The sequence below is a fragment of the Mycobacterium gordonae genome (assembly GCF_001417955.2).
GTDB lineage: Bacteria > Actinomycetota > Actinomycetes > Mycobacteriales > Mycobacteriaceae > Mycobacterium > Mycobacterium gordonae_B.
This window is the reverse complement of the sequence record NZ_LKTM01000112.1, coordinates 182,672-208,659: the sequence shown is the minus strand read 5'-3', so window position 1 is coordinate 208,659 and position 25,988 is coordinate 182,672. Positions and strand designations below refer to the sequence as shown.

The 25,988-nt window shown below is 67.3% G+C and carries 10 protein-coding genes; 2 read left to right on the top strand and 8 right to left on the bottom strand.

Annotated features, from left to right (window positions below; all coding sequences use genetic code 11):
• Position 1 precedes the first annotated feature (1 nt).
• The 4 genes from AO501_RS11680 to AO501_RS11665 all read right to left on the bottom strand — a co-directional run bounded on the left by AO501_RS11680 (position 2) and on the right by AO501_RS11665 (position 5,974).
• Positions 2 to 2,134: an Rv1355c family protein gene (locus AO501_RS11680; RefSeq protein WP_055577854.1), complete on the bottom strand. Its 2,133-nt coding sequence runs from the start codon at positions 2,132 to 2,134 to the stop codon at positions 2 to 4.
• Positions 2,131 to 2,886, bottom strand: a complete 756-nt coding sequence (locus AO501_RS11675; protein ID WP_055577853.1) for a hypothetical protein — start codon at positions 2,884 to 2,886, stop codon at positions 2,131 to 2,133. Before AO501_RS11675 ends, AO501_RS11680 begins: the two co-directional genes overlap by 4 nt.
• Before the next feature lie 452 nt (positions 2,887 to 3,338).
• A complete protein-coding gene (locus AO501_RS11670; RefSeq protein WP_055577852.1) occupies positions 3,339 to 4,508 on the bottom strand; it encodes a serine hydrolase domain-containing protein in 1,170 nt (389 codons plus the stop codon).
• Positions 4,505 to 5,974 carry a biotin carboxylase gene (locus tag AO501_RS11665; protein WP_055577851.1) on the bottom strand — a complete coding sequence of 490 codons (1,470 nt, stop codon included), beginning with the start codon at positions 5,972 to 5,974 and terminating at the stop codon, positions 4,505 to 4,507. The genes AO501_RS11670 and AO501_RS11665 overlap by 4 nt, the downstream gene beginning before the upstream one ends.
• Positions 5,975 to 6,101: 127 nt before the next feature.
• On the opposite strand from AO501_RS11665, the gene AO501_RS11660 reads away from it, so the two are divergent.
• Positions 6,102 to 6,866 carry an ABC transporter ATP-binding protein gene (locus tag AO501_RS11660; RefSeq protein WP_082658566.1) on the top strand — a complete coding sequence of 255 codons (765 nt, stop codon included), beginning with the start codon at positions 6,102 to 6,104 and terminating at the stop codon, positions 6,864 to 6,866.
• A complete protein-coding gene (locus tag AO501_RS11655; RefSeq protein WP_055577850.1) occupies positions 6,863 to 9,193 on the top strand; it encodes an ABC transporter permease in 2,331 nt (776 codons plus the stop codon). The genes AO501_RS11660 and AO501_RS11655 overlap by 4 nt, the downstream gene beginning before the upstream one ends.
• On the opposite strand, the gene AO501_RS11650 is transcribed toward AO501_RS11655, so the two are convergent.
• From AO501_RS11650 to AO501_RS11635, 4 genes are read right to left on the bottom strand one after another with little or no spacing between them, the layout of a single operon-like run.
• Positions 9,188 to 10,225 (bottom strand): Gfo/Idh/MocA family oxidoreductase, encoded by a 1,038-nt coding sequence (locus tag AO501_RS11650; protein WP_231752449.1) that lies wholly within the window; start codon positions 10,223 to 10,225, stop codon positions 9,188 to 9,190. The two genes, AO501_RS11655 and AO501_RS11650, sit on opposite strands and share 6 nt — an antisense overlap.
• A complete protein-coding gene (locus tag AO501_RS11645; protein WP_231752448.1) occupies positions 10,222 to 11,283 on the bottom strand; it encodes a saccharopine dehydrogenase NADP-binding domain-containing protein in 1,062 nt (353 codons plus the stop codon). Before AO501_RS11645 ends, AO501_RS11650 begins: the two co-directional genes overlap by 4 nt.
• Positions 11,280 to 16,739: a non-ribosomal peptide synthetase gene (locus AO501_RS11640; protein WP_082658565.1), complete on the bottom strand. Its 5,460-nt coding sequence runs from the start codon at positions 16,737 to 16,739 to the stop codon at positions 11,280 to 11,282. Before AO501_RS11640 ends, AO501_RS11645 begins: the two co-directional genes overlap by 4 nt.
• Positions 16,736 to 25,765 (bottom strand): non-ribosomal peptide synthetase, encoded by a 9,030-nt coding sequence (locus tag AO501_RS11635; protein WP_082658564.1) that lies wholly within the window; start codon positions 25,763 to 25,765, stop codon positions 16,736 to 16,738. Before AO501_RS11635 ends, AO501_RS11640 begins: the two co-directional genes overlap by 4 nt.
• Positions 25,766 to 25,988 lie beyond the last annotated feature (223 nt).

Sequence of the window (25,988 nt, the reverse complement as noted above, 5' to 3'; positions counted from 1 at the left end):
CTCAGTTGGTTCCGAGCCGGCGCCGGCGGCTGCGCACCGACGGCGGCGGGGCGTGAAACAGTCTGAATACCAGGACCTCGTGCTCGTCTCCCCCGGGTTGGGCCAGGCCGCGCAGCTCCTGCTGCAGTTGGTGCAGCTCCGCGGCGAAGTGTGGTGCGGCCTTCTGCAGATCTTCCTTCGTGCAGCCGTAGAGAAAGACGGGCGACACCGGTTGCACAGCCAGGCCGCATTGCTGCGCGGCGATCCACACCGCCTGCATGGCCGAACCGCCGCGGGCGAAATCGGTGAGTTCGGCGCCCTGGACGTAGACGACGGCGAGTGCCGAACTCGCCGAGACGCGTTCGGACATGTTGGTCCCGAGAGCCCCACCCGCATCCCATTTCGCCAGGCTTGCAATGACATCGGCGCGGCTCACCAACTCGAGAACGCGCAACTCGCTGGGCTCCAATTCCAGGCTTTGCACGTCGATGCCGGTCTCCACCGACGGATCCCCGGGCCAGCGAAGCTCGGAGATCATCTCCTCGTGAAGCCTGGGGGTGAGATAGCGAATGCGATCGGCGGCGGCCAAAATGGCTGCGGCCCGCTCGATCTCATCGCGCGACAGCAACATCCGTAACCGCCCGCCTTCGTTTGCCGCGACCTCTTGGAGCATGGCCGCGGTCGCGGCGTCCAGCGGAGTGGGCGTGCCACAGTAACGGTTGGTAGCTCGAAGCAGCATGGGCTGATAGAGGGCGGCCAGACTCGGGTCCTCGCCCCGGCCGAACTTCAGTGTCGCCTGTAACGGTGAGCCGGGCTGCCTCGTGTCGAATTCGACGGGCCCCAGAACCTGGTGAGCCGCCGCCGCGACCCGGGCGTTGAACATCGCCGCACCGAGTGCGACCGCGCTGCCGCGGAAGGCGATGTCCATCATCGAGGTGCGTTCTGGCACCAATCGCACGGTGAGCGAATCCTGTTCGGCCACAACATGCCAGGGCTGCGCATTGCCGCCGGAGGGCGCGTACGTCGCGGCCTCGGCCACCGCCTCGCTCACCGGCCGTCGCGCGTCCGGCGCGGTGGCCATCGCCACCTGCGGCGTCACCGCCTTCGTGCCATTGGCCAGCGCGGGCTCATCGAGGCGATCCAGCGCGGCACTGACATCGACCCGGACCCGGCCGGAACCAAGCGGCTCGCCGAGGCCGATTCGGCGCACGGCGCTCGCCACCGTCGCCGCACCTACCCAGATGTCGCCGGCCAGCTGGGGCCAGCCCGCCAACGTCTGGCCGACCTCGACCAGCGAGGCCGCGCCACGTGCTGAAAGCTGCTGACTGTCAAGAATATTGAGTATGTACGGCACTTTCTCCCGGGTCGTCAGACCGCCCAGCCGGCCCGCGTCGATGTCACCCAGCAGACCATGCAGAATCGGTCGCCCGGGATCGGTGTCGTAGCGCTCGACGTCTATCAGGCCTCGGTCGCTGGTCGCCATCAGCACCGGGACGCCGCGGGCCTTCGCCGTTTGCCGCAGCAGCACTTTCATATCCAGCGAGTCACATTCCTCGACAACGACATCGAGCCCGTCAAGGAACTCCTCGATCGACTGCGGCGAAAGCCCCGACGCGACCACCTCGACTTTGAGATACGGGTCCAACTCCGCGATCCGCCGGGCGGCGACGGTCGCCTTGTTGAGGCCTATGTCGAGGACGGTTGCGGGCACCCGGTTGAGATTCGACAATTCCAGCTCATCGAAATCAGCCAGTCGTAGCGTGCCACAGGCGCCTTCGGTAGCGAGTGTGTAGGCAATCGCGTGGCCGGCGCTGACGCCGACGACACCGACCCGCAGCCCGTTCAAAATATCTTGCTCCTGCGCGGTGATGAGGTGTCGGTTGCGGTCCAGGCGCACCGCCCGGAAGGCCCGGGGCCCGAGTATGGCGGCCACCACACGGCGCCACGGGTAGTACACCCACCGCCTCGCTTCACTCAGCAGATCCGGGTCCGGCGCCGGTAGCGAGCGCCGTCCCGTATCCAGCTGTTCTTCGAACCGGTCGATCCACTGGATATCCGGATCCGCCCGGAGCCGGTCGAGTGCACGGCGGTCCTCGGGGTCGCCGTCGCACAGGACGAGCGCTTGGCAGTCCTCGCCGTCGTGCGCGTTTGTCACCTGGCGGCGCCCGCGCCGGCCATGCCGAGTCCGTTCAACGCCTCCGCGTCCCTCATAAGCTCGCTTGTCTCCGTATACATTCTCGAGAGTTGTTTGGGGTCAGCATGGTTAGCGATCGTGCTGCGGTCCCACCACATCATCTTGGTTCGGTAACGCTCGTCCGGGTAGGCCACCGCGGGGATCGTCGCAGCCACCACTCCCCCCGACGCGCGCCACCGGTCCAGCACGTGGGCGGCCGCCGTCGCCATCACGAACTGAACCCCCAGCAGTGCCATGCTCGGCAGCGCCGTGCGTGCCAGGGCCGCCGCGATGGCACCACGGTGGCGAGAAGCACTGTCCGCCCATGCCGTCTTCACTTCGACGACGCCGAACGGCACCCGATCGTCGATCATCTTCCGAACCGCGATCGCTCCGGGGCTACCCTCCCATTCGATCACAGCATGAGAATCATCGGCCGACCACAGCGGGCCTACGACGCGAGCACCCCCGACGACAGCACCCCGGCCGTCCACCGCCGCGTAAAACAATCGGGTGTCCATGCCATCCCGGACAGCGTCGATATTCAAAGTACGCTCTACGCCGTGTTCGGTGTAGCTACGAACCGCGCCGTCGAGATATTCGGTCCATAAAGTAGGGTCGAGCGCTGGATTTGATACGACGAGTTTGCAATTACCGTCCGGCACCGGCAAAATCAGATTCTTCACAAACGGAAACTTCGTTGGTGCGAAGGAATCGCATGCGGCGGTGGTCATTATTCTCCAATCTGTCGAGCTGCGGGTGCAGTTTCAATTTCCGGTGCTGTGAGATGGTTTACCCGGAATTCAGCCGTTTCCCGCAGTTGGGGTCGTCTGACCCGTCAGTGGATCCCCTGTTCGGACCCTTCTTGCCAACCCGAGAGATATAAAAATAACCGGGCGCGAAACTCGGCGCGCACTTTCCGGACGTGGGCACCGGATCTCACGGCGTAGTCATAGCCGGGGCACCGTGGCATTTCCCGGTCGGGGCGCCAAGCCTTCGGAGTTTGTCCCTTATAGCGCTTTTTCATGACCTCGCCTGCGGGTGATCAGGCCACAGCGCGATTGTCGTGACCAAGGGTCCGGTTCGCTTCGGATTGTATGCCGCCCGAACGGTGACCGGCGGTTCGTTATCGACCGCGATCAAGCCCGCTGATTCCCCGCCGCTGATCGTGTTGCGGTGCAGCCGATTACCTGCACCGTAGTTCGCGCGCTACGGCGTCGAAGGCGCGCAGCGTGTCCACCATGTGCGGCTCGTGCGAGTGCGCCTGGGTGGACAGCTTGGCGGCGACCATCTCCGCCGACCGGTCCACGTAGATCATCTGACCGCACATACCCAGGCACAGCACGACATTGCTGCCGGGGTAGGGAAACCACATCTGGTTGCGGTACATGCCACCGGGCATCTCGTTGTTGTCGGGGTTCGCGGCGAACGCCTGTCGCGAGTCGGGACCGCCCTGCAGCGTGTCGGCGATCCACGCAGTCGGCAACACCTGATGACCGGTCAATGAGACGCCGTCGCGCAGGAACAGCGACCCGAAGCGGATCATGTCGGCCAGACAGGCGTTGATGCCGCCGTCGAACAGTCCGGTTCCTGCCGCGTCGATGCCGATGGTGGCATCGCTCTGGGCGCCGATGCGACTCCACAACAGTTCCGACATCAGCTCAGGCATCCGCCGGGTGCCGGCGACCTCGCAGATCCAGCCGAGCACATCGGTTTCGCACGAGCGGTATTCGAAGGGACCGCCGTGCGGTGATTTGCGTCGCAGCGTCAGCAGGAAGTCGTGCAGCGTGGCGGGCGCGTCCGCACCGGTGCGGGGTGCCCACCCCATCGCCTGGTCGAGGCGGTGAATCTCCGCGGCCGGATCGTCGTAGTTCTCCGAGAAGGCGATTCCGGACCTCATGTCCAGCAGGTGGCGCACCGTAGCTCCGCCATAGCCGGAATCCGCCAGGGCCGGAACGAATTTCGTGACGGGCGCGTCAAGCTCGATGGCGCCGGTGGCGTGCAGCGCGCCGACGACCGCGGCCACCAGGGATTTGCTGACCGAGAACAGCAGGTGCCGGGTCTGCGCCTGCATGCCGTCGAGATATTCCTCGGCCACCATGGACCCGCGGTGGGCAACGGCCCACCCGTCGGTGGCGGTGGCGAGCATCACCGCGCCGACGGTGGTGGCCACCCCACCGTTGCCGGCTACCGGAATGTCCCCCAACGGCACCTCGGCTACCGGTAACTCCGCGACCGGCCCGCTCCCCCGCGAGATGACCGCGGTCGGCACGAAGTCTTCGACGTGCTGGAACGACCACTTCGCGTAGGGCGCCGCCAGCCAGTTGCCCAGAGAGATGCCGGCCGGGGCGCTCACGCTCGTGCGACGAGCCGAGAGACGATCGGGGCGGCGGGCGTCAGGGGCGTCGAGGTGAACTTGGCCTTCATGCCTTTGACCCAGCGTTGGCAGCGGTCGCTCAGCCGATAGTCGTCGGTCTGCAGGTGTCCACGGGTGACCAGCACGCCGAGTTGGGCACCCTCGGAACGTAAGTCGCCCGGCGCCGCGACGCGCATGTAGAAGGCCTCGGAGCCGTCGAGCAGGGTGGCCCAGTCATTGGCGGTCCGCGCGAAGGAGACGCGACCGTCGTCGTCGATGCGCCATACCCCGGTGCGCGGCGTCGCGGTGAAGATCTCGATTTCCGGCGAGGTCTCCGTGATGATCACCTGACCCCAGACTTCGTCTTCGCCATAGCCCCGCTCCCAGCGCGAGTTGATTTCGTCGATGTCGAGCTCGTACTCCACGTCCATGTACTCGAGCAGATGAAAGAGGAACAGCGGCATGTCGGCGTAAGCCTCGGTGGTCAGGTTCGTCATCGGGCTGGCGCCGGACAGGCGCGGGTTCACCTCGCCGAGGTAGAGCTCATCGGAGTCGAGGTCATGCAGCAGGTCCACTTCGAAGTAGCCTAGGTAACCCTGGCGGCGCATGACGTCGCCCAGCTTTGTCACCATTTCCCGCGCGGCGCGGGTCTGGGCCGGCGGCAACACCTCGTGCCAGATGTCATTGCCACACCAGCTGCCCCGGCTCGGCGTCAGCTCCGAATAACCGACCAGACTCGTCATCGCGGGGCCGACCACGGTGCCGTGGCGGGTCACGGCACCCTCGAGGCACACCTCGACATTGCGGATGCGCTTCATGACTTTGAGGTCCTGCCCGACCAGATCACCGGCGTGCTGGTCCCAATCGCGCTGACCGTGCACGAAGAACGTCCCACTACCGGCGTTGCCGTAGGCGATCGAGATGACGAGGTCATCGCCCAGACCGGCGTCCTGCGCGAGCGTCAGCAATTCGTCGTAGGAGCCGGCCCGTCCGATCGTGTTCGGCACGCTCGGTATACCCGCATCATTGGCCAGCCGCGTCATGACGATCTTGGAGCCCAGGCGCTCGCGCAGCTCGATCGGCGGATGCATGACCTGCAAGCCCGCCGACCGCGCCAGGGCCTGGATTTCCTCGTTCATCATCACAAAGCAGCACTTACCCCCGGGGCCTTTGCCCGCGATGAAGTCGAGCGTCTCCGGATCGGACAGCAGGTGGCTGCACACCTCGTCCATGGAGTCGAAATCACGGCGGTCTCGCCGCCGGGGCACGAACACGCGCGAATGGGTGCCCTCAAAAGCGTCGTAGTACGTCAGATAGAAGAAGTTCCGGATCCAGCGGTCGACGCCCAGCAGATTGAACGGGGTCGGCGAGATGAAGTACAGCGGTGTGGTGTTGGTGTGAAAGAACGCCCGCACGTCCGAGAGGCCGTTGAGCGGGCGGCGGGGCTCGGGGCCGGCGGGCGCCATCACGCCTCCCGCGCTGGGGCTGGGGTGATGAAATCACTGACATTCATGGCACAAGTGTGGACCCGCCGACGGTCACCTGGTCATGTGGGTGCCGATCGCGCCACGACGGAGATGAAATAGTGAGTGCATGAGCGCACAACCGGACGGCGGTGACGCGGACTCGGAGTCGAACTCTCGAAACGGCGAACCGCTGGTGAGGTTGGCCGGTGTCGGCAAGACCTACGGCGCCGGGCCCACCCGGGTCATCGCATTGGACGGGGTGGACCTGGACATCCGGGCCGGCGAATTCGTGGTGCTTCTCGGCCCGTCCGGATCGGGAAAGACGACGCTGCTCAACATCATTGGCGGAATCGATCAGCCATCCGAGGGGGTGATCGAGGTCGGCGGGCGCAATGTCGGCGCGCTCAGCCGCAACAGCCGTACGCGGTATCGGCGCCGTCATGTCGGTTTCGTATTCCAATTCTTCAACCTGGTGCCCACATTGACTGCCCGCGAGAACGTCGAACTGCTTGCCGAGCTGACGGGACCTGATGCACGATCCCGCAGTGCCGCCGCGCTGACACAGGTGGGAGTCGGGGACGTCGCCGATCGCTTTCCCGCGCAACTCTCCGGGGGCCAGCAGCAGCGGGTCGCGATCGCCCGGGCGATCGTCAAGCGGCCGCCATTGTTGCTCTGCGATGAACCGACCGGAAGCCTGGATCTGAACACCGGTCGTCAAGTCCTGGCGGCCCTGAGTGACCTCGCCCGGCACGGTGGGCAGACCGTGATCGTGGTGACCCACAACACCGAGATATCGCGGATGGCGGATCGGGTGCTGGGGCTGCATGCGGGCACGATCAGCAAGAGTGAGTGGATTGAAAACCCGGTGGATGCATCGGAATTGGACTGGTGAGCCGCACGCTGCGCCGCAAGGTGCGTCGCGATGTGTGGCGGGCGCGGTGGCGGTTCGGGGCGATCGCCCTGATCATGGCCATCGGCGTCGCGGTCTTCGTCGCCGCCACCGACAGTTACCGCAATCTGAAAGGCTCCTTCGAACGGTCCTATTCCAGCCAGCGGTTGCCCGACGCCGTCGTGTCCGGGCCCGGTGCGGCCGGATTGCGTACCGCTGTCGGCGCGATGGCGGGTAGTCCGCACGTCGAGATCCGGCACCAGGCCGACGTCGGCATCCGGGTGAACGGCCACGCGCTGTACGGACGCGCGATCGGTGTGCCCGACTCCGGGCAGCCGAGCGTGTCGTTGCTCGACGTCCGGACCGGTGCCCTGCCCCGCACCGGCCAATTGGCGATCGAGCAGCACCTCGTCGAGCACTATCACCTCGCTACCGGCGACACGGTCGAGTTGTTGGGAAAGCAAGGCTGGCAACCTTTTACGATCGCCGGATCGGTTCTGTCGACGGAGTACCTGTGGCCCGCGCGCTCCCCGCAGGAGGTCTTGACCACCCCCGAGGACTTCGGCGTGGTGTTCCTGCCCGACAACGAACTGCTGCGGGTGCTGCCGCAGCCCGTTGAACAGCTGGCCGTGTATGCGCGCGACCGCTCCGCGGCCGACACCCTGACCACGGCCGTCGGCGCGCTGGCGACAGACAAAGGGCTGCAGTTTCTTCCGCGCGAGCAGCAGCCGTCGTTCCACACGCTGCGGGACGACGTCATGCAGTTCGGCAGCCTCGCCGGGCTTCTGCCCTGGCTGTTTCTTGCCGCCGTCGTGCTGGGCACCTATGTGCTGCTTTCCCGGATCGTCGCCGCCCAACGCGCCGTCATCGGAACCCTGATAGCCAACGGGCTTTCGCCGGGCGCGGTACGCAGGCACTACCTGGGGTACGGACTCGCCTGCGCCGTGGTGGGAATCCTGCCCGGACTGTTCGGCGGCTACCAACTGGGACAGTGGATTACGACGAAGTACACTGCGGCCATTGCATTGCCGATGCACCTCACCTCGATTCATCCACTCACGTATGTCGTCGCGGCGGTCGCGGTGGTCGGCGTCGCGCTGTCGGCCGCGGTGGCACCGGCCAATGCCGCCGCGAGAATGCAGCCCGCGGAAGCGATGCGAGTGGCCCCACCGCCGGACCGCCGCCGTGTCACCGGATACCGCTTGCCGTTTGGTCGCATCCCGGCGAGATGGCGGATGGTGCTCAGATCGCAACTGCGCAACCGGCGCCGGACGGTGTTCACGGTGCTTGGCGTGGCTGTGTCCGTCATCTTGGTGATGGTCTTCGCCGGCATGCGCGACACCCTGCCCGGCATGGTGGATCGCCAGTTCGGGCAGATCGCGAAGCAGGACGGTGAGCTGGTTGTGTCCGGTTCGGCCGACGCCGTCGCGGAGAAGTTGCTCGGAGACCGCGACGTCGCCGCCGCGGAGCCGTACGGTGCTTATGGCGTCTCCGTCACCGCCGGCACGCACCGCTACCAGACCCTGTTGATCGGACTGTCTCCACAGAGCCGGATGCACTCCTTCCCAACGGAATCTGGATCGAACCGGTTGTCAGACGACGGAGTCCTACTCGGAGTGGGACTCCGCGATCTGCTGGCCGTGTCGCTGGGCGACCTAATCGACGTGGTGGTGCCACAGTCCGGAGTGCGACTCACCGAGCGAGTGGCCGGATTCGTCGACGAACCTTTCTCACCGGTCGTCTACATTTCGCTCAATCGCCTTAGAGCTCAGGCGGTTTCACTGCCCGTTAACGGCGTGCTGATCACCTTGCGTCCCGGGTCCGACGCGCGGGTGGCCGGGGACCGGATAGCCGCCTTGCCGGGAGTGGTCGCCTACCGTTCGGCGACGGCGCTCGCCTCGACCATGCGGCAGGCTTTCAGCCTCTATGACACGCTGGTCAGCATCATGCTGGTGTTCGCTGCGGTGATGGCCGCCGCGATGTTGTATAACGCGATGTCTGCCAACGTATCCGAGCGACTGGGTGAACTCGGCGCGGTGCACGCTGAAGGCATGGGCGCCGGGATGCTGTCCCGCTTGATCGCCGCGGAAAATCTCGGCATCGCGCTGATCGGGCTGCCACTGGGCCTGTTGGGCGGCGTACTGCTCGCGGATCGGCTGCTGTCCACCTACCACAGCCTGGGTTACCACCTGCGTCTTGAGATGCAGGCGACGACACCGGCGGTGGTGGCCGTCGCCATTCTCTGCGCTGCCGCGCTGGCCCAGTTGCCTACCGTGGGCAGGATTCACCGCCTCGATCTGGCGCGGATCGTGCGGGAACGCGCCTTATGACGGACCCGGGGCGAGCAAGTCCGCCGCCGAGACATGATTGGCCACCTTGGCTTCGATCAAGTCCACCGGACCCATCGCGGACGTGAACTCCGACCACAGTCGGGTCGCCCGAATGAACCTCTGGGTGATCATGGTGGCCGAATTGGCGATCGAGTCGATGAAGTCGGCCGCTGCCAGCCGAACTGCCGCCGGCCACAGCTCGTTTCGCACGATCGACGTGGTCGGCTCGAATTCGGTACCGACCAACTCGGAGATGGGCCAGTCCTCCACCGCTGCTTCGGCGCGAGGACGAGGGTGCCACCGGGTCGGCCCGTGGGTGTGGCTGAGGACGAGTTCGCCGGCGTCGGACCCGACGGTGATGGCATGCAGCAGTCGAGCGTGGTTGTCGGGGTCAGTGGGACACAGCTCGTTCTGCACCAGTAGGTCGATGGTCACGTCACCGAGCACCAGCCGGCCCGCAATGAAGGGGCCCGGCCCGCGTTCCCCGGACACCCGGATGCGCGCCGGCGCCAGAGGCCCGACGACTTGGCTCAGGATGACGAACAGCGGGTAGACGACATGGATCGACGATCGCGCATGCACGTAGCGGATCCGCTCAATCTCGTCGAGTACCCTTGCGGCGTCGATGAATTGCCGAACCGGCGCTACCCGGCTGTAAAAGTCGTTAACGGCGTAACGGACCGAGTGCGCCTTCGCGGTACGCAGCAGGGACAGAATCTCGTCGGCATGCACCGGCTGCTCCTGCATCACATGGGTGCCTCGCGTCAGCAGCCGCTCGCTGAGTTGGGCACCATCTCCGCCGACGACACCCGAGCGCACCACCACGAACGCGACGTCGACGTGTGGCAGGTCGTCCAGATTCGGGTAGAGCGCGATGCCCAGGCGATCCGCCAGTGCCGCCGATGCCGCCGACCCGGTGGAGACCAGTCCGACCAACTCGACCGGTGAATCAGCGGCCGCCAGCGCCTCGGCGTAGACCGCGCCGAACGTCGCTCCCACGACGATTGCGCGCGGACGGCTGGACCGAGTCACAGCGCCCCTTCCTCGATTATCGGCGCCACCGGCTGATCGGCGTAAGTCGCCGCGGCGTCGGGCACCATCTCGGTCACGAAATCGACCACCCGCCGCGGCTCGTCGATGCGCCAGAAGGGCAGGACACCCGGCGGCAATTCCGCCACCACCCGGGCCGCATAGGCCACCGCCGCCCCCGTGACGCGATAGCTGTCCGGACAGGTGAAGGCGACCGTCCTGGCGCCGGCCACGCCGACGATCGCGAAGTAGGGTCGGCGTCCGAACATATCGAGCTTGGAGGCCGCCAGCACCGCGCTCAGGTCGGCGTCGCACGTTGCACCGCCGTCGAGGGCGAGCGCCTGCATCACCCGGGTGGTGTGCACACCGTCGAACACATTCATCCACGAGACATTGTCGAGACCGAGATGCGTAGCTGCCGATAGGGTTTCGGCGTCCAGGTGTGGATGCACCGTGACCGAGTCGGAAAAGTATTGACCCGGTGGCATTTTGCGCTCGGCACGATCGACACGCTGAATCCTCCCGCCGCGCAACTCGGCACCGGGGCGGCTGCTCCGGTCCTGCAGGCTGGCGAGGTATTCCAGCACCGACGCCGGCGTCAGCTGCTGCAGTCCCCCACACCATGCGGTGACGCCGTCGCTCCCGCCGGTCAGGTCGCGGGCCAGTTCACGCAGCAGCAGGCCGGAGAGGCCGGGCTGGACACCCGCCTGCAGCACGACCGGAACGGCGGGCTCCGCGGCCGTGAGGCGCTCCAGCAGCGCCTGGTCACCACCGGGGTCGACATAGGGCATCCCGGCCTCGATGGCGGTCGCGGCTGCTGATGCGCTGAGTCGGTGTGACGGGCCGGCGCAGTTGATCACGACGTCGCAGTCCGGTGCGACGCGGAGATTGGTCGGGTCGAGGCGCGCGATGCTGATGTCGCCTTGGGCGCCGGTGGCCACCTCCCGCAGCCGCGTAGCGTCGCGCCCCGCGAGCACCACCGAGGCATTTCCGGCCTCCGTCAGGACGTCGAGGCAGCTTCTTCCCACGGCGCCGGTGGCGCCGAACAGCAGTGCCTTCACGAGTCTGTGATCCAGCAGTCCGCCAGCAGTCTGGCGACGGATTGCGCGTTTTCGCCTGTCAGGCAGTCGAAATGGTTGCCGTCGATGGTGCTGACCGTCAGGTCGCCCAGGCAGTAGTCCGACCAGAAGGCGGTCATGTCTTCCTGCAGTGTCGGCAGGAAGTGGATGTCACCGCGCTGCCGGAGGAAGTGGATGTCGCCCAGGAACGGTTCGGCCGCCCCGTGCACCACAGCCCGCAGGCTGTGCACGAACACCGACCGCAATTCACGCAGCGCGTCGACATCCCACGACCGGCCCAGGACTCCGGATTCCGCCAGCAGGCGCAACCGGGCGTCCCCCGGTTCCGCACTTCGCCGCAAGCATTCGGCGAGCACCGGCTCGGCGACGCTGCGCAGCGCACCGGCCGGTATGACGTCGACGTACCGGGACCGGGCCCGCGTGAACGCGCCGCGCACCGCGTCCTCGTCCACGCGCAACCCGAGTACTTCAGCCGACACTCCGAGGATCTGGGCGAAGCAGTAGTCGAGAATGTCGTCGTCCTCGACATCAATGGGTACCCGGTATGAGCTGACGACGGTTACCGTCTCGACGGCAACGCCGGCCTCTTCGAGACACTTTGCGATCTCGGCGGCCAGCAGGCCGCCCATGCAGTAGCCGAGCAGGTGAACCTTCGCGGGTGCAAGGGCGACAACCGGTTCGCTGTAACGAGCGGCCAAAGTGCTGAACAACTCAGCGGGTGGAATCTGGGAATAGCCGTCACCGGGCACCCTGCGCAGTCCGTACAAGTCGGGCACCCGGTCTCCCGCCCGCAGGTGGGGAACCAATTCGGCATACGGGGCCAGTCCGCCGCTCCCGTCGTGCACCAGGACGGCGATCTCACCGCCGGGGGAAAAGCCCTGGCCCGCACCGAGATAGACCAGTGGCGACACGACATGCCCGAATGCACCCGGTGCGCGGCCGGCCGCGGGACGGCGCACCGCATCGGCGGCGACGGCCAGGGTGGGATTGCTCACCATCGCGCGGAGCAGCTCATCCCAGGCCAGCCCGGAGGCTTCGGCGATCTCCCGGCGGATCCGCCCGATCGCCTGCGCCATCAGCAGCGAGTCACCGCCCAGCGCGAAAAAGTCTGAGGTGGGCGACAACTGGTCCACGTCCATCCCCAGCACCGACGCCCAGATGGTGGCGATGCGGGACTGCATTCCGTCCAGAACAGCCGGGCGCCCGCCCGCGGCACCGCTGGTGACCCGGGCCGCGACCCGAAGCGTTTCGAGTTCGGCGATCACCGCGCGCCGGTCGATCTTGCCGTTGTCGGTCAGCGGGAATGCCGGCAGACAGACCAGCTGCTGGGGAAGCATGTGGCCCGGCAGCGCCCGCCGGGCACCCTCGATCAGTTCTTGGGGCCGCAGCGCTTGCGCGGGAGATGCTGAGTCACACCAGAACACGTGCTGGCCGAGCAGCCCCAGCGGATGCGCGGGCGGCGGGAAACTGTGCACCTCGCCCAGTGGTGACTGCCGCAGTGCGTCGTGCCACTGCGCGTAGGAGAGGAACGCTGAGTTCGTCTCGGCGCGTACGTCGGTGAAGCCGTGCAGGCCTTCCTTGAATTCCATCGAGATCATCAGCGGGTGGTTAACGGCCGTGGCGTCGACGAAGACAAGGGACCCTCCGGGCGCCAGCAGGCGGTCCAGCATCACGAGTGCGTGGTCGATGTTGACCGCGTTGTGCAGCACATTGGCGCACACGATGACGTCGAACGAGGCCGCGGCGAGGCCCTGCTCCGCGGGAGGCCGATTGATGTCGAAGAGGCGGTAGTCGATGAAATCGTGCTCTGCGAAAAGGTTTCGAGCGCGGGCGAGGAAGAAGTGGGACACATCGGTGAAGGTGTAGTGCACGGGGTAGGGCGCCAGCGCGGTGATCAATCCCACGCTGGTGCCGCCGACACCGGCGCCGACTTCGAGGACATGTAGCGCCCGCTGCGCCGTCGCCTGGCCGGCGCGTGCGGTGATGCCGGATGTCAGCACGTGATTGGTGTACCGGCTGACCAGGTTGTCTCGATAGGCGGCCGTCGCGGTGTCGACGGTTCCCTCGGGAAAGAGCAGCTGTAGCGGGTCGACGGTGCCGGCCAGCAGGCCGGGCAGGTGCTCGATGCATTCCCCGACATACGCCAGCAGGTCGTCGCCGTAGTCGACCACCGCGCCCAGTTCACGGACTCGCTGCCAGTCGGCGACGCAATCCGAAAGATTCTGGCGGTCAATCAGTTCAAGCCGCGCTCCGGCCTGCAGCCGGACCCGGCCATCGTCGGCGAGCGCATCGAGCCACCGGTGGAACAACCGGTACAGGCGGTCCGGGAGCGACAGCCGGCGAGCCAGCTCGTCGACGGCGACCAGTTCGTCCGCGGCCACGGCCGTGCCCAGCGCTGCGGACATGCTCATCAGCGCGGTCGCGCGGGCTGCGGAGGCGAAGAGCAGCACCTTGTCGACATCGATATCGGCGATCTGGTGGCGGTGCGCCTTGTCGAGACCGCGCCGGACCGTCGCTGTGCGGCGGTGACGTTCGGAATGCTCCTGGTCGTCGGCGGGGTCCGGGACCACTGCCGCGGCGATGATCCGTTCGTGGGGCGCCGCACCGATGGCGGCACTCATCGCGCCACGGACCCCGGGCAGGGCACTCAGTGCCGAATCCACTTCCGCTAATTCGATTCGGTGCCCACGGATCTTGACCTGATTGTCCCGACGGCCGAGCAGCTCGATCACACCGTCGTCGGTGACCCTGCCGTAATCGCCGGTCCGGTAGAGCCGCTCGCCGCTGACGGGGTGGGTGATGAATGCCGCCGCGGTGCGGGCCGGATCGCCGAGATATCCGTGCGCGAGACCCGCTCCGCCGATGTGGATCTCGCCGATCTGCCACGGTGCGGCCGGTTCGCCACGGTGGGTCAGGACCTGGACAGTCTGGTTGCGCATCGCCGTGCCGTACGGGACGCTGCGGGTGTAGCGGCGCGGCTGGATCGGGTGGCAGATCGACCAGATCGCCGCCTCGGTCGCACCACCGAGGCTCAGCATCGACGCCTGCGGGGCCACTGATGAGATCTGTCTGGGTTGGGACACCGGGATCCAGTCGCCGGACAACATGATCTGTCGCAGCGTGGGCAGTCGGCGCCCCGCACCATCGTCCAGCAGGAGCTGCATCTGCGCCGGCACCGAATTCCAGACGGTGACAGAGTGTTTCGAGATGGCGTCGGCCCATGCCCGGGGGTCGCTACGCCCGCCGCCTTCGGCGAACACTATCGCGCCGCCCGCCGCCAAGAGCCCGAAGATGTTGTACACCGAGAGGTCGAAGGTGTGCTGCGAGACGGCGAGCACCGCGTCGCTCGCCGTGATGCCCAGTCGGTCGTTGATGTCGGCCACCGTATTCATCGCGGCGCGGTGAGTGACCATGACTCCCTTCGGTGTTCCGGTGGACCCCGATGTGAAGATCACGTACGCGATGTCGTCGGGTGCTGCGGCGGTCGGGCCGACGGCCGTGCCGCCCGGGTGCCAGGTCGTCGGTTCGGCGAGGAGGTCGTCGATCGGTCCGCCGGGTTCGCAGACCACGGCCGGTGAACATTGCCGGGTGATCTGCTCGGTCCGCTGATCCGGCCACTCGACGTCGAGTGGCACGTAGGCCGCACCGGCCAGCAGGGTACCCAGAATCGCGGCGACCTGACTTCGGCCCTCCGGCAGGCGAATTGCGACATAGTCACCGGTGCCGGCACCAGCGGCTGCCAACTCGGCCGCCACCGAATGGGCGGCGGCCAGCAACTGACCGTAGGTGGTCGACTGATCGCCCTGCCGGATGGCCACCGCGTCCGGCGTGTGCGCGGCATGATGTACGAAACCCGAATGCAGGAGCGTGGTTTCGCTGTTCTGCAGTACTGAGGCGGGTGCCGGGGCCGTCACCGGGAGCACGGGGTGGTCCCAGGCCGGCGGGTCGGTGCACAGCCTCCGCAGCACGTCGCGGAAGTCGGCGAAAGCCCGGTCGAGGACCTCGTCGCTGATCGCCGCGTCCCGGGTGTCCCAATTGATCTCGCATTGACCGCCGGTCTCGAACACCTGGCAGTCCAGCAGCACCTGGGGAGTCTGGCTCAGACCACGCCCCGGTATCGGTTGCAGGAACGACGCGTTGGCGCCCAGGTCCTGCACGATGCCGGCACCGAGCGTCGAGGTGAGCACCACGGGTGAATGCGCGCCGCGATTCTCCTCGCTCTGGGCCAGCATGCGCGCGACCTCGACGCCGCCGACGGCGGAATGGTCCATGTCCTCGAAGAGACGCCCGCCGATCGTCCGCAACAGCTCGGTGAAGGGCCGCCCGTCCCGGACGTCCACCTCCAGCAGGCTGGTCCCGGTGAAGTCCCCGACCAGCCGGCCGACGTCCGGGGTGAAGGGCTGGCGGCCCATGGTGGTCAGCGTGAGCAGGAAGTGGTCGCGATCACCGTAGCGGCCCAGCACGCTGCCGAATGCCGCGGTGATCGCGACGCTGGCGGTGGCATCATGCTGGGTCGCGAGACGGCTGAACGCGGCGAACTGGTCGGCAGATAGCCGCATCGACCGCCGGGTGAACGTCGGTGCGACCTCCAGCACCGACCCGGCCGGCAACAGCGGCAGCGAAACCGGCGGCGGAAGCTGGCCCAGGCGGGCCTGCCAGTAGGCGAGATCCCGCTGCCTGCGCGAGGCGCCGGCCACCGTGGCGCGGTGCTGCGCGACGTTCAGCAGATAATCGCGAAAACTGAAATCGGCTGAGGGCAGCTGCTGTTCCGGCGCGAGCAACAACCGCCCGAAATCGGTCATCACGATCGAGATGCTGACGAAATCCGCGATCAACAGATCAATGGAGACGTGCACCACCGTGTCGTGGGGCCCGATCGTCACTACGACGTCGTACATCGGCCCTTGACCCAGCGGGTAGGTCCGGTGGGCCAGTTCGTCCGCGATGCGTTCGCGCTCACCGAGGATTCGCTGGTGGTCGGTGCTCTCCCGGACCGTCAGGCCGTCATCAAGCTCACGGCGGATGGTCTGATAGCCCTCGGGATGGACAACACAGCGCAACATGTCATGCGCCTCAACGACTTTGCGCCACGCGCTCCGGTACGCCCGGGCGTCCGGCCTGGCGACGGCGTGATCGACGGCGAACTCCGCGTACCCGTGGCAGCCGACACCACCCCACTGAAAGGCCGACGTGCGCCCGACGGAATAGGCGGCCTGCACGTCGGTGAGGGGGAAAGGCTCGAACCTGTCCTGCGGCGCCCGCAGCACCTCGGTCTCGCGGTTGAGTTCCGCGATGAGCTCCGACTTGGCGGCGGACAGTTGCGCTTTCAGCTCGGCGTCCAGCACCCCCTGCGGAGCCCGGAAGCGCAGGTTCGCACCGTCGACCCAGAGTTGCACGCCCAAGCCGCGCACCTGCTCGATCAACCCGGCGGCGCTCACAGCACGCCTTCTTCGAAGTCCGAATCGCCGGTGACCGTCCTGAGTTGGGTCACGAAATCGCCGATCACCGGATACTCGAACAACAGCCGCAGCGTCGCGGCGGCCGACACGTCCCGGCTGAGCTGTTCGACCACTCTGGTCGCCGTCACCGAGTCCCCGCCCAGCCGAAAGAAGTTGTCGCCCGGTTCAACACGCGGCAGCCCGAGCGCTGCCGCGCATGTCCGCAGAACCTTCTCGCTGAATTCGTCGCCCCGCACCTCCGGGTGTGCGGCGGCCGGATTCGCGGCGGCGGCCGCGAGCATGCCGTCGACCATCGTATCGAGGTTGTGCCGTGCGACTTCCCGCGGAATCGCCTGGGTGACGAAGTCCCACGAGAGTGACAGTCCCTCGGCGCTCTCCCACATCTGAAAGTCCAGTACCGTCTGCGGCGTCTGGGACAGGCCGAACACCGGCCGGCCCAATCCGGACGGCACTCCGGGAGATGTGCCGATCAGGCCGAGCCCGCTGGTGAACACGACCGGGAACACCGCTTTGGCCGGTTGGCCGTGATGGCGCAGCAGCTCACGCTGCAGCCATACCGCGTCGGCGGCGCGGTGCGGCACGTCGGTGGCGAGTTGTCGCTGCAACCGGCGCGCCTGTTCCCATATCGATACGGCCGATTCGACTTGGCATTCCAGCAGTAGCAGCGAGGTGAAGTCGCCGATGACATGTTCGATTCCCGGCACGTCGGGATCGCGGTCGAACAGCGTGACGTTGACGCAGAAGTGATTGTTGCCGGACCACCGGCCGAGCACCCGTGCGTAATGGGCCAGCAGGAACGAGGCGGCGGTTACCCGTTCGGCGCGGCACGCCTCGGTTATCCGTCGCCAGTCGGTAGCCCCGACGGTGGCTTCCACCCGCTCGAAGACCGGTCTCTCGATGTCGAGCAGCACCGGCGTCGCAGCCAGCTGCGGCGCCGGCGGCAGCGCGGGGAGGCGGGCGCGCCAGTAGTCACGGCTGTCGGCCAGCGTCGGCAGAACGTCTTCGTCGGCGTCCGGCCACAATTCCGGGTGACCGGCCACGTAGCGTGCGAATGTTGTTGGGAGCAAGGGCAACTCATCGGCGTCGCCACCGCGGTAAAGGTATTCCAGCTGCGCCAGGGCGATCATCATGCTGGTGCCGTCCAGCATGATGTTGTCCATGCTGATCCCCACGACAGCGCGTCCGCCGTCGGCCAGTTGTACGCCGAAGTCGATCCCGGGCCGCGTCGTCAGATCGATCACCTGATCGACCAGCGGCGTCCGCACATCGTCGTAGCTGCGGACCACCGGTTCGATCGGGGCCGGATGCACCACCGCGCTCCAGCGCGACGACTCGGGCATCACCGTGGTGCGCAGGCCGGGATGGCGGTCGATGAGTTGTCGCGCGGCCGTCTCGAACCTGGCCGCGTCGAACTCGGGAACCTCGAATTCGAAATAGCAGTGTGCGGCAACGCCGCTGAGCATGAAGCCACCGAACCGGCCGGCCAGGTAGGCCTGCTGGACGACGGTGAGCGGATACGACGATTCGTCGCCGGCCGCGCTGGTCACCTGCTGCCGCGCTGGATGCGCCGCGGTGGGCGTACCAGCGTGCTGGGCAAGCTCGGCCAGCACTGGATAGTTGAACAGGTCGACGAGGGCCAACCGGGTGAAGCCGGCGCTCTGCAGATCGGCGTACACCCTGGTCGCCACCAGGCTGTCACCGCCGAGCAGGAAGAAATCGTCATCGGCGGCGGGTAGGGCGGATCCGGCGATGTTCAAGTGCTGCTGCCAGATTCCGGCGATCGTGGCCAGCACCGACTCGTCGACCACCCGCACGGGCGCCCGGACCGGCGCCGGCGCGGCCACCTTAGACACCTCCGCCAAGCAGCGCCGCCGATCGTGCCGCCGGGGATGGGCGATGATCGTCAGGCCGGGCCCGTTCTGCGTCATCTGGGCCGGCCGCCAATGCCGTTGCGCCAGGAACCGCCACCACTCGTCCGCCGCGGGCAACGACCCCGCCGAGAGTAGGTCGGGATTCAGCACGGCTGCGCTGGCCAAAGTGGCCGCGGTGACCTCGCAGACTTCAGCCACCCAGAGCCACCCATCCTCGGCCACGGTGACCGCGTCAAGCACCGCGCCCGCATCCGTGAGCTGGTGCAGGGAGCCGCAACAGACCACGACATCCACCTCGGATGCGGCGAGCTGGCCGTGCGAATTAAGTTGCCGGACAACGGACTGTATGTTCCGTCCGGCGGCGATGGCAGCCAGTACGGGGTTCGGCTCGAAGCACAGGTACTCGTCTGCGACCGCACCGATCAGACCGGTGAGCCGCTGGGTGATCAAACCGGTCCGCGAGCCGATCTCCATGATCCGCAGCCGCCGCCCGACTCGGCGCGAATGCGCGAAGATCCGCTCGGTGAGCTCGTCGAGCGCTCCCCGCAGCCGCTCATCGGCGACCAGCAGGGCCTCCGGAGCGAGTTGTGGGTCACCGATCAGCGTCTGCGGGGAAGCCGCGCCGGTCACGATGTCGGCCAGCCTGCGCGCCGCCCGGTCGGTGTCGCGGTGCGCCGCGACTCCGCTCCGCACTTGTTCCCAACGCCGCACCAAGGCCGCGTACTCCTGCCGCACCTGCTGCGGGCCATACAGCCTTCTCGCGGAGTCGATCACCGCGGCCGGCCAATCGGACTCCCCGGTCGCCGGGATCGGCTCGGGGACACGCCCACCGTGCACGACACTTTGGAAGTAGGAGAAAGCCTGTGTCAGGGCCTCATCGGAGATGACGCCGGTGGCCACGTCCCAGCTGATCCGGGCGCCGCCGCGGTCGTCTTCCACCTGGCAGTCCAGCCACACCCCCGGTGTCTGAGTCAGGGTGCCGAGGCTCGACAACTCAGCGGCGTGCTGTGGGACCAGGCCCAGCGTACTGGTGAAGACGACCGGATAACCGGTCGACCCGGCCGCCCGCAGCGCGGCAAGGTATGCCGTCGCATCAACGGAATCGCCGACAGCGCGCCATAACTGCTCCTGGGCGGCGGACACTGCCTCCTCGGAGCCGGGTTCGGCGACGCTGTAGTCGAGGTCGCACAGCATCAGCCGGGTGAAGTTGCCCAGCACCTCGCGGTCAGCCGGCGCGTAGTCGGGACGGTGTGAGATCGGCACCACGAGTGCGAACCGCGGTCCGGCCCGCGTCGCGTACAGCGACGCGCCGAACGCCTCGAAGATGAGCGCGGTGGGGGTGACACCCAACCGGGAGGCCCGCTCGCGCAGGCAGTCGAACTCGCGTGGGTCAAGGGTGAAGGTGGACCTTGCGAAGGGGACCCGCGCGTTGTGGTCACCGGCGCTGTCAACGCACAATGGCAGCGCCGGTGGCGGGCTGTGCTCCTGCGCGTGGCCGTTGTGGGGTGTCTCGGCCGCGAACCGCGCGAAAACGGCGGCGCCGCAATCAACCTGGAACGGCCGCGGCGCGCGCTGGTAGTCGGCGACGATCGTCGCGATGACCGTGGTCAGACTGCGCGCATCGAGGCTCAGGTAGTTGATCAGCAGCCCGATGTGGCGCGAGGAGCCGGTGAGCGCGAAGCACTGGACGGCCGGAACCGCGCGCGGATCGAACGTTGCGCCGGCCATTCGTTGCATCAACGCGTCGGGGTCGAGGCCGGCGACCATCGTGACGGCAACCGGCCCGGCGTGGGCGTGCACCCGTTGTCCGGTATCGGTATTCAGGGCGCAACGCAGCATGTCGAACTCATCGACGCATCGGCTGACAACGGCGGCGAACCGGACCGGGTCGATGTCCCCGCCCGGCTCAGTCGCCGCCAGCACCATCGCGAAGTATGTTGGCGCGCGGACGGTTCCGTTCATCCCCGCGCTGCCGAGCACGTACGCCTGCTGCAGACGCGTCAGCGGGAACTTCGTCACGGGGGTCACTCGGGAATGGCCGCCCGCAGCGTGCGGAGGCGGGCCGGTGACGCATACCGAGCTGAACTCGCGCAGCGTCTGACGTTTGAGCAGTTGCCCGACGTCCGCGCCGTGCACGCCCTTGCGCTTCAGCTCCAGGGCCACCTGTGTTGCCCGCAGGCTGTCCCCACCGCGCCGGAAGAAGTTGTCGTCGCGGCTGGTGATCGGTGAGTCCAGTACCGCCGACCACACCTCGGCGACAAGCCGTTCCACCGGGGTGAGCGCACCGCTCGGTACCGCGTGCGCGCCGGCTTCGATCTCCTGGGCAGCTCTGCGGCGATCGACCTTGCCGTTGCCGTTGAGCGGCAACGTGGAGCCGAAAAGGAAAAGGTTCGGAACCATGTACTGCGGCAGCCGGGACTCGAGGTGCGTCCGCAATTCGGCGGAACTCGGTTCCGCGGCAGCGCATTCCGCGACGACGACGGCACCCAGCGCCCTGTTGCCGTGGATGGGGACCACCACGGCGCTACCGACTCCCGGGTGCCCTCGCAGTACGTGCTCGATCTCGCCGCATTCCACCCGGTGGCCGTTGATCTTGACCTGGGCATCGATCCGGCCGAGGAATTCCAGGGTGCCATCGGGCCAATAGCATCCGAGATCGCCCGTGCGATACCACCGCCGCCCTTCCTCGTCCGCCACGAACTTCTCGGCGGTGAGCGCCGGTGCGTGCTGGTAGCCGAGCGCGACGCCCGCTCCACCGATCCACAATTCACCCGCCACGTGGTCGGGGCGATCCTCGCCGGTGGTGTCGACGACCCGGAACACCTGATTGGACAGGGGATATCCGTACGGGACCGACACCCAGTCGGGGTCCGGGTCGGCGACGACGAACTCGTTGGACCAGATCGCGGCCTCGGTGGCGCCGCCCATCGCGACCAGCCGCGCCTGCGGGGCGACGCCGTGCAGGCGCGGTGGCATGTCGAGCGGAATCCAGTCGCCGGAGAGGAACACCGAGCGTAGGGGCGATAGCGCGGCGGCTTGGCCTCCCACCGCGATCAACAGCATATCCAGCAGCGCTGGAACCGAATTCCACACGGTCACCGAGAATTCAGCGATCAGCGCCTTCCAGCGGAACGCGTCGCGCCGGTGCGCCTCGGAGATCGTCGCCACGCGGGCGCCGCGGCTCAGCGGCCCGAAGATGTCGTACACACTGAGGTCGAAATCCAGTGCCGACAGCGCCAGCAGGACGTCGGCGTCGCCGATCTCGTTCCGGCGGTTCACGTCGACGATCGTGTTCAGCGCCGCCGCGTGGGAGGTGAGAACACCTTTGGGTTCACCGGTTGAGCCGGACGTGTAGATCACATAGGCGATGTCGTGCGGGTTCGACGGGATTGGCTCGGCCGGCGCGCTCCGGAGCATGGACCCGATGTCGTACACGACCGGGCCCGCAGTGGTCGCGCCGTTCTCCCGGCCTTCCGGCCGGATCAGACCCGCCATTCCGGACAGTGCGCAGATGCGGGCGAATCGCTCGCCAGGCTGATCCACACCGACCGGCAGGTAGGCGCAGCCGGACATCAGGACTCCGAGCACGGCGACGACCTGCGCGGGTCCCTTGGGAAGCTGAATTCCGATGATCGAGCCCGGCGTGTGCCGAGCGGCCAGCGCGCCGGCGACGCGGCGTGCCAGTTCGTCGAGTGCACCGTAGGTCAGGTGCGGGTGAGCGGCGGCGATCGGATCATCATCGTTCGGGCCTGAGACGAATTCGTCAGCGGCCCAACATAAAGCGATCGCGGCGGGGTTGCGTTGCGCGTGCTCCCGGAACGCCTGGTAAAGAACTCCCGGGGGCGCGGGCACGGTCGTGGCGTTACGGCGTTGCCGGGCCAGGGCTGAACGTTTCGGCAGCCCGATCGGGATCGGGGCGGCCCAGTCGTGGCCGCCGAGGCGCTCCAGCAGCCCGACGTATGCCGCGAACATGTCGGTGACGACACCACCGGGAAAGCAACCCGCGCGGTAATCCCAGGACACGATCAGCCCGTCACCGAGCGCGCCGACCTGGTTGTCGATGATCACCTGCGGTGTCATCGACGTCACTTCGCTTACGGCGCCCAGGGTTTCGGCGTCGGCCTGCCGCAGGACGGTGGTGTCCGCCGCGTAGGTGAACACCACCGGGGCGATCCCACTGTGCCCGGTACCCGCCCGCAGTTGGTCCGCCAACAGATCGGTGGATTCGGGTGCGGCGAGCGCGGCGCGCAGGCCTTGCTTTGCGTTGCGCACCTGCTCGGCGAAAGGGGTTCGAGCATGCCCGCCGGTCCGGTACAGGTGGGTCTGGGTGAAATCACCGATCACGTCCGCGACACCGGGCGGGCGGCCGAAGGTCGTCACGTTGATCAGGAAGTCGTGTGTGGTGCTCCAGCGTTGCAGTACCAAGGCGTACGCGGCGAGGAAGGCTGCGGCCCGGGTGACGCCGTGGGCGCGGCACGCCGCGTCCAGGCCCGTGATCGAGTCGCGGCTCAGCGTGTGTTGCTCCCGCCGGAACACGATGTCCCGCTCTTCGACCCGGGGCAGTTGCGGGCCCTCGGGCAACAACTCGGCATCGTCACCGGTCGGCGATGGCGTCCGTGCCGCTACCTCGAAAGCGGCAGGAGCGCCGGGCAATTCATCACCGCGGTAGAGCGCGGCCAAGTCGCGCAGGAAGATGCCGATGCTGGTCAGGTCGGCGATGATGAGGTCGATGGCGAAGTGCAGAATGCAACGATCATCCAGACGCGTGAGCTCGACCCGCCAGGTGTCGCCGCTTTCGATGTCGAACCGGTGGGTGCGCAGCCGGGCGCGCACCTCGGCGAGATGCCGGTGGGGGTCGGTGGTACCGGTCAGATCGTGTGTCCGCAACGGGGTGTGGATGTTCTGCGGCGCGACGTGGAATCGGTCGGCATCGGGAAACCTGCTGCGCAACATCGGGTGCCGGCGCGCCAGTGCGTCCAGCGCAGCGTCCAGCCGAGCCGGCTCGATGGCCGCGCCGCCCAGTTCGAAGTATGTCTGGCAGCCCACTCCGCCGAGTGGTTGTTCGGCGCCGCGGCCGACCCAGTATGCGCGTTGTAATGCCGTCGTCGATCCCTCGGGCCCGGCCTGGCGTGGGCTGATCGGTGCGGCGTCATCGTAAAGTTGCTGCCAATTGTCCAGAGTCGGCCCGGCATAGAGGTCGGCGAAGTCCAATCGTCGCGACCGCCGCGCCGACCATTCCACGACCTGCGCGACCATCACCGAGGTCAGGCCCCGTGCAACCAGATCGGCATCACCAGCCAGATCAGCCGCCGTCATACCGAGTAGGTCCGCGACGCACACCGCCAATTCCGTTGCCGCGACGGGGTGTACGGGATTCGCCGAAACCTGTTGCACGACATCCAATTCACCCGCCGCGAGTAACTCGAGCGTTTTGCGTCGCCGGATCTTCCCGGACGTCGTCCGGGGCAGCGTCCGCTGTCGCACCCAGACGACGCGCTCCGGTGCGGTCTGGTGCGCGGCCAGAATCCGGCGGCGCAGAATACGGCTCAAGTCGTCGAGGTCTTGCGCCGGAGAGCCCGTTTCGGCGACCAGCCACCACTCTCCGGCGGACGCCTCCGGCTGAACCGCACACGCCCCGCCGTTGTCGACGCCACAACCGGCCTCTTCGACGGTCAGCTCGATGTCGTTCGGGAAGTAGTTGCCGCCGCCCACGATGATCAGGTCGCGGTACCGACCGCAGATGTACAGCTCGCCATCCCGGCGGAATCCCGCGTCGCCCGTACGCAGGAAAGGTCCGGCACCGTCAGAGGTGTTGGCGCCGAACGTTTCCGCCGTCTGGTCCGGCCGCCGCCAGTATCCTACCGGCAGGCCCTCGCCGGCGACCCAGATCTCCCCGACCGTGCCGTCCGGCAGGACAACGCACCGGTGCGGATCGACGATGCGAACGTCCCAACCCAGTGTGCTGTCGCCGCAACTGACCAGGGTGCGGGCGCGCCGATCCGCGGGCTCATCGCTGCACCCGACTGCACGGCCACGGTTGAGTTGCTCGGCGTCCAAGCTCGCCTGCACCCATGGCCGGGGACTCGTCGTGCCCGATACCGCCAGTCCGGCTTCTGCGAGCCCGTACTGCGGAGCCATGACGTCGGCCCCCAGGCCCGCCGGCTGAAACCTCGCCGCGAAATCGCGCAGCGTGGCCGGCCGGACCGGCTCCGCGCCGTTGACGGCCAGGCGCAGGCAGCTGAGGTCCAGAGATTTTGCGCTCGCCTCGTCGAAGGCATCGACGCAGAGCCGGTAGGCGAAATCCGGTCCGGCGATCCAGTTTCCGCGTACCTCATGGACGGTCTGCAGCCAGATGCGCGGGTTGCGCACGAAATCGAAGGGCGGGATGACGGTCGCGGTCCCACCGGTGGCCAGGGCGAGCAACACCCCCCAGAAGATGCCCAGATCGTGATACAGCGGCAACCAGCTGACGGTTCGGATGTCATCCGGGTGATTCCACAGCGCCAATCCGATCCTGCGTTGACAGAGCATCGACTTGTGGGTGTTGACGATTCCCTTCGGCTCTCCGGTAGAGCCCGAGGTGTACTGCAGGAAGGCGACTTCGCCGGGGGCGAGGGCGCGCCGCGCCATCCGCACGCTCGAGTCCGGCGTCCGCAGCGCGATTCCGTCCAGGAGCACCTCACCGTCGAGCGTCTCGGCAAGGCCGGCGCTCGTGTAGACGGCCGCCGGTTCGCAGTCCCGCAGAATGTGCTGCGCCCGTCGCAGGAAGCGCTCGGGCGCGTCGGCGGCGGGCAGATACAGCGGGACGGGGATCAGCCCGGCATCCATCGCGGCGATGAAACCGGCGACGTAGTCCGCGTCTCCGGCCTGGGCCATCACGACGCGGGATCCCACCGGCAGATCCCCGAACGCGTTGTCCCGGATTCGGCAGACCTGTTCCCACAATCGCCGATAGGTCCAGACTTCCGTCCTTGCCTGGTCGACCATGCGCAGCGCGATGGCCTCGGGACGCCGCTGCACCCACTCGGCGATCACGTCGGGGACGCGGCGATCGGTGAGCGGTCCGGCCTTATCCCGCTTGCACTGTCCATCAGGGGACCGGAGTTCGGGTGTTTCGGTCGACACGAACACCATCCCTTGACTCCTCCGAACCTGGCGTTACGGGCACACCACGCGGTGTCGTCCTGCAAGCAAGTTACTACTTGCAAACGATGTGCAACACGTTCTCCGGCGTCAAGGTGCTCGGTGAACCTCTCTGAAAGGACCGGAAGCGCTCGACGCGGATGCCGAGGCAAACACCACGCGTTCGATCGAACTTCCCGCTTGACAAGACGCCCCGACCGCAGCAGATTACTAC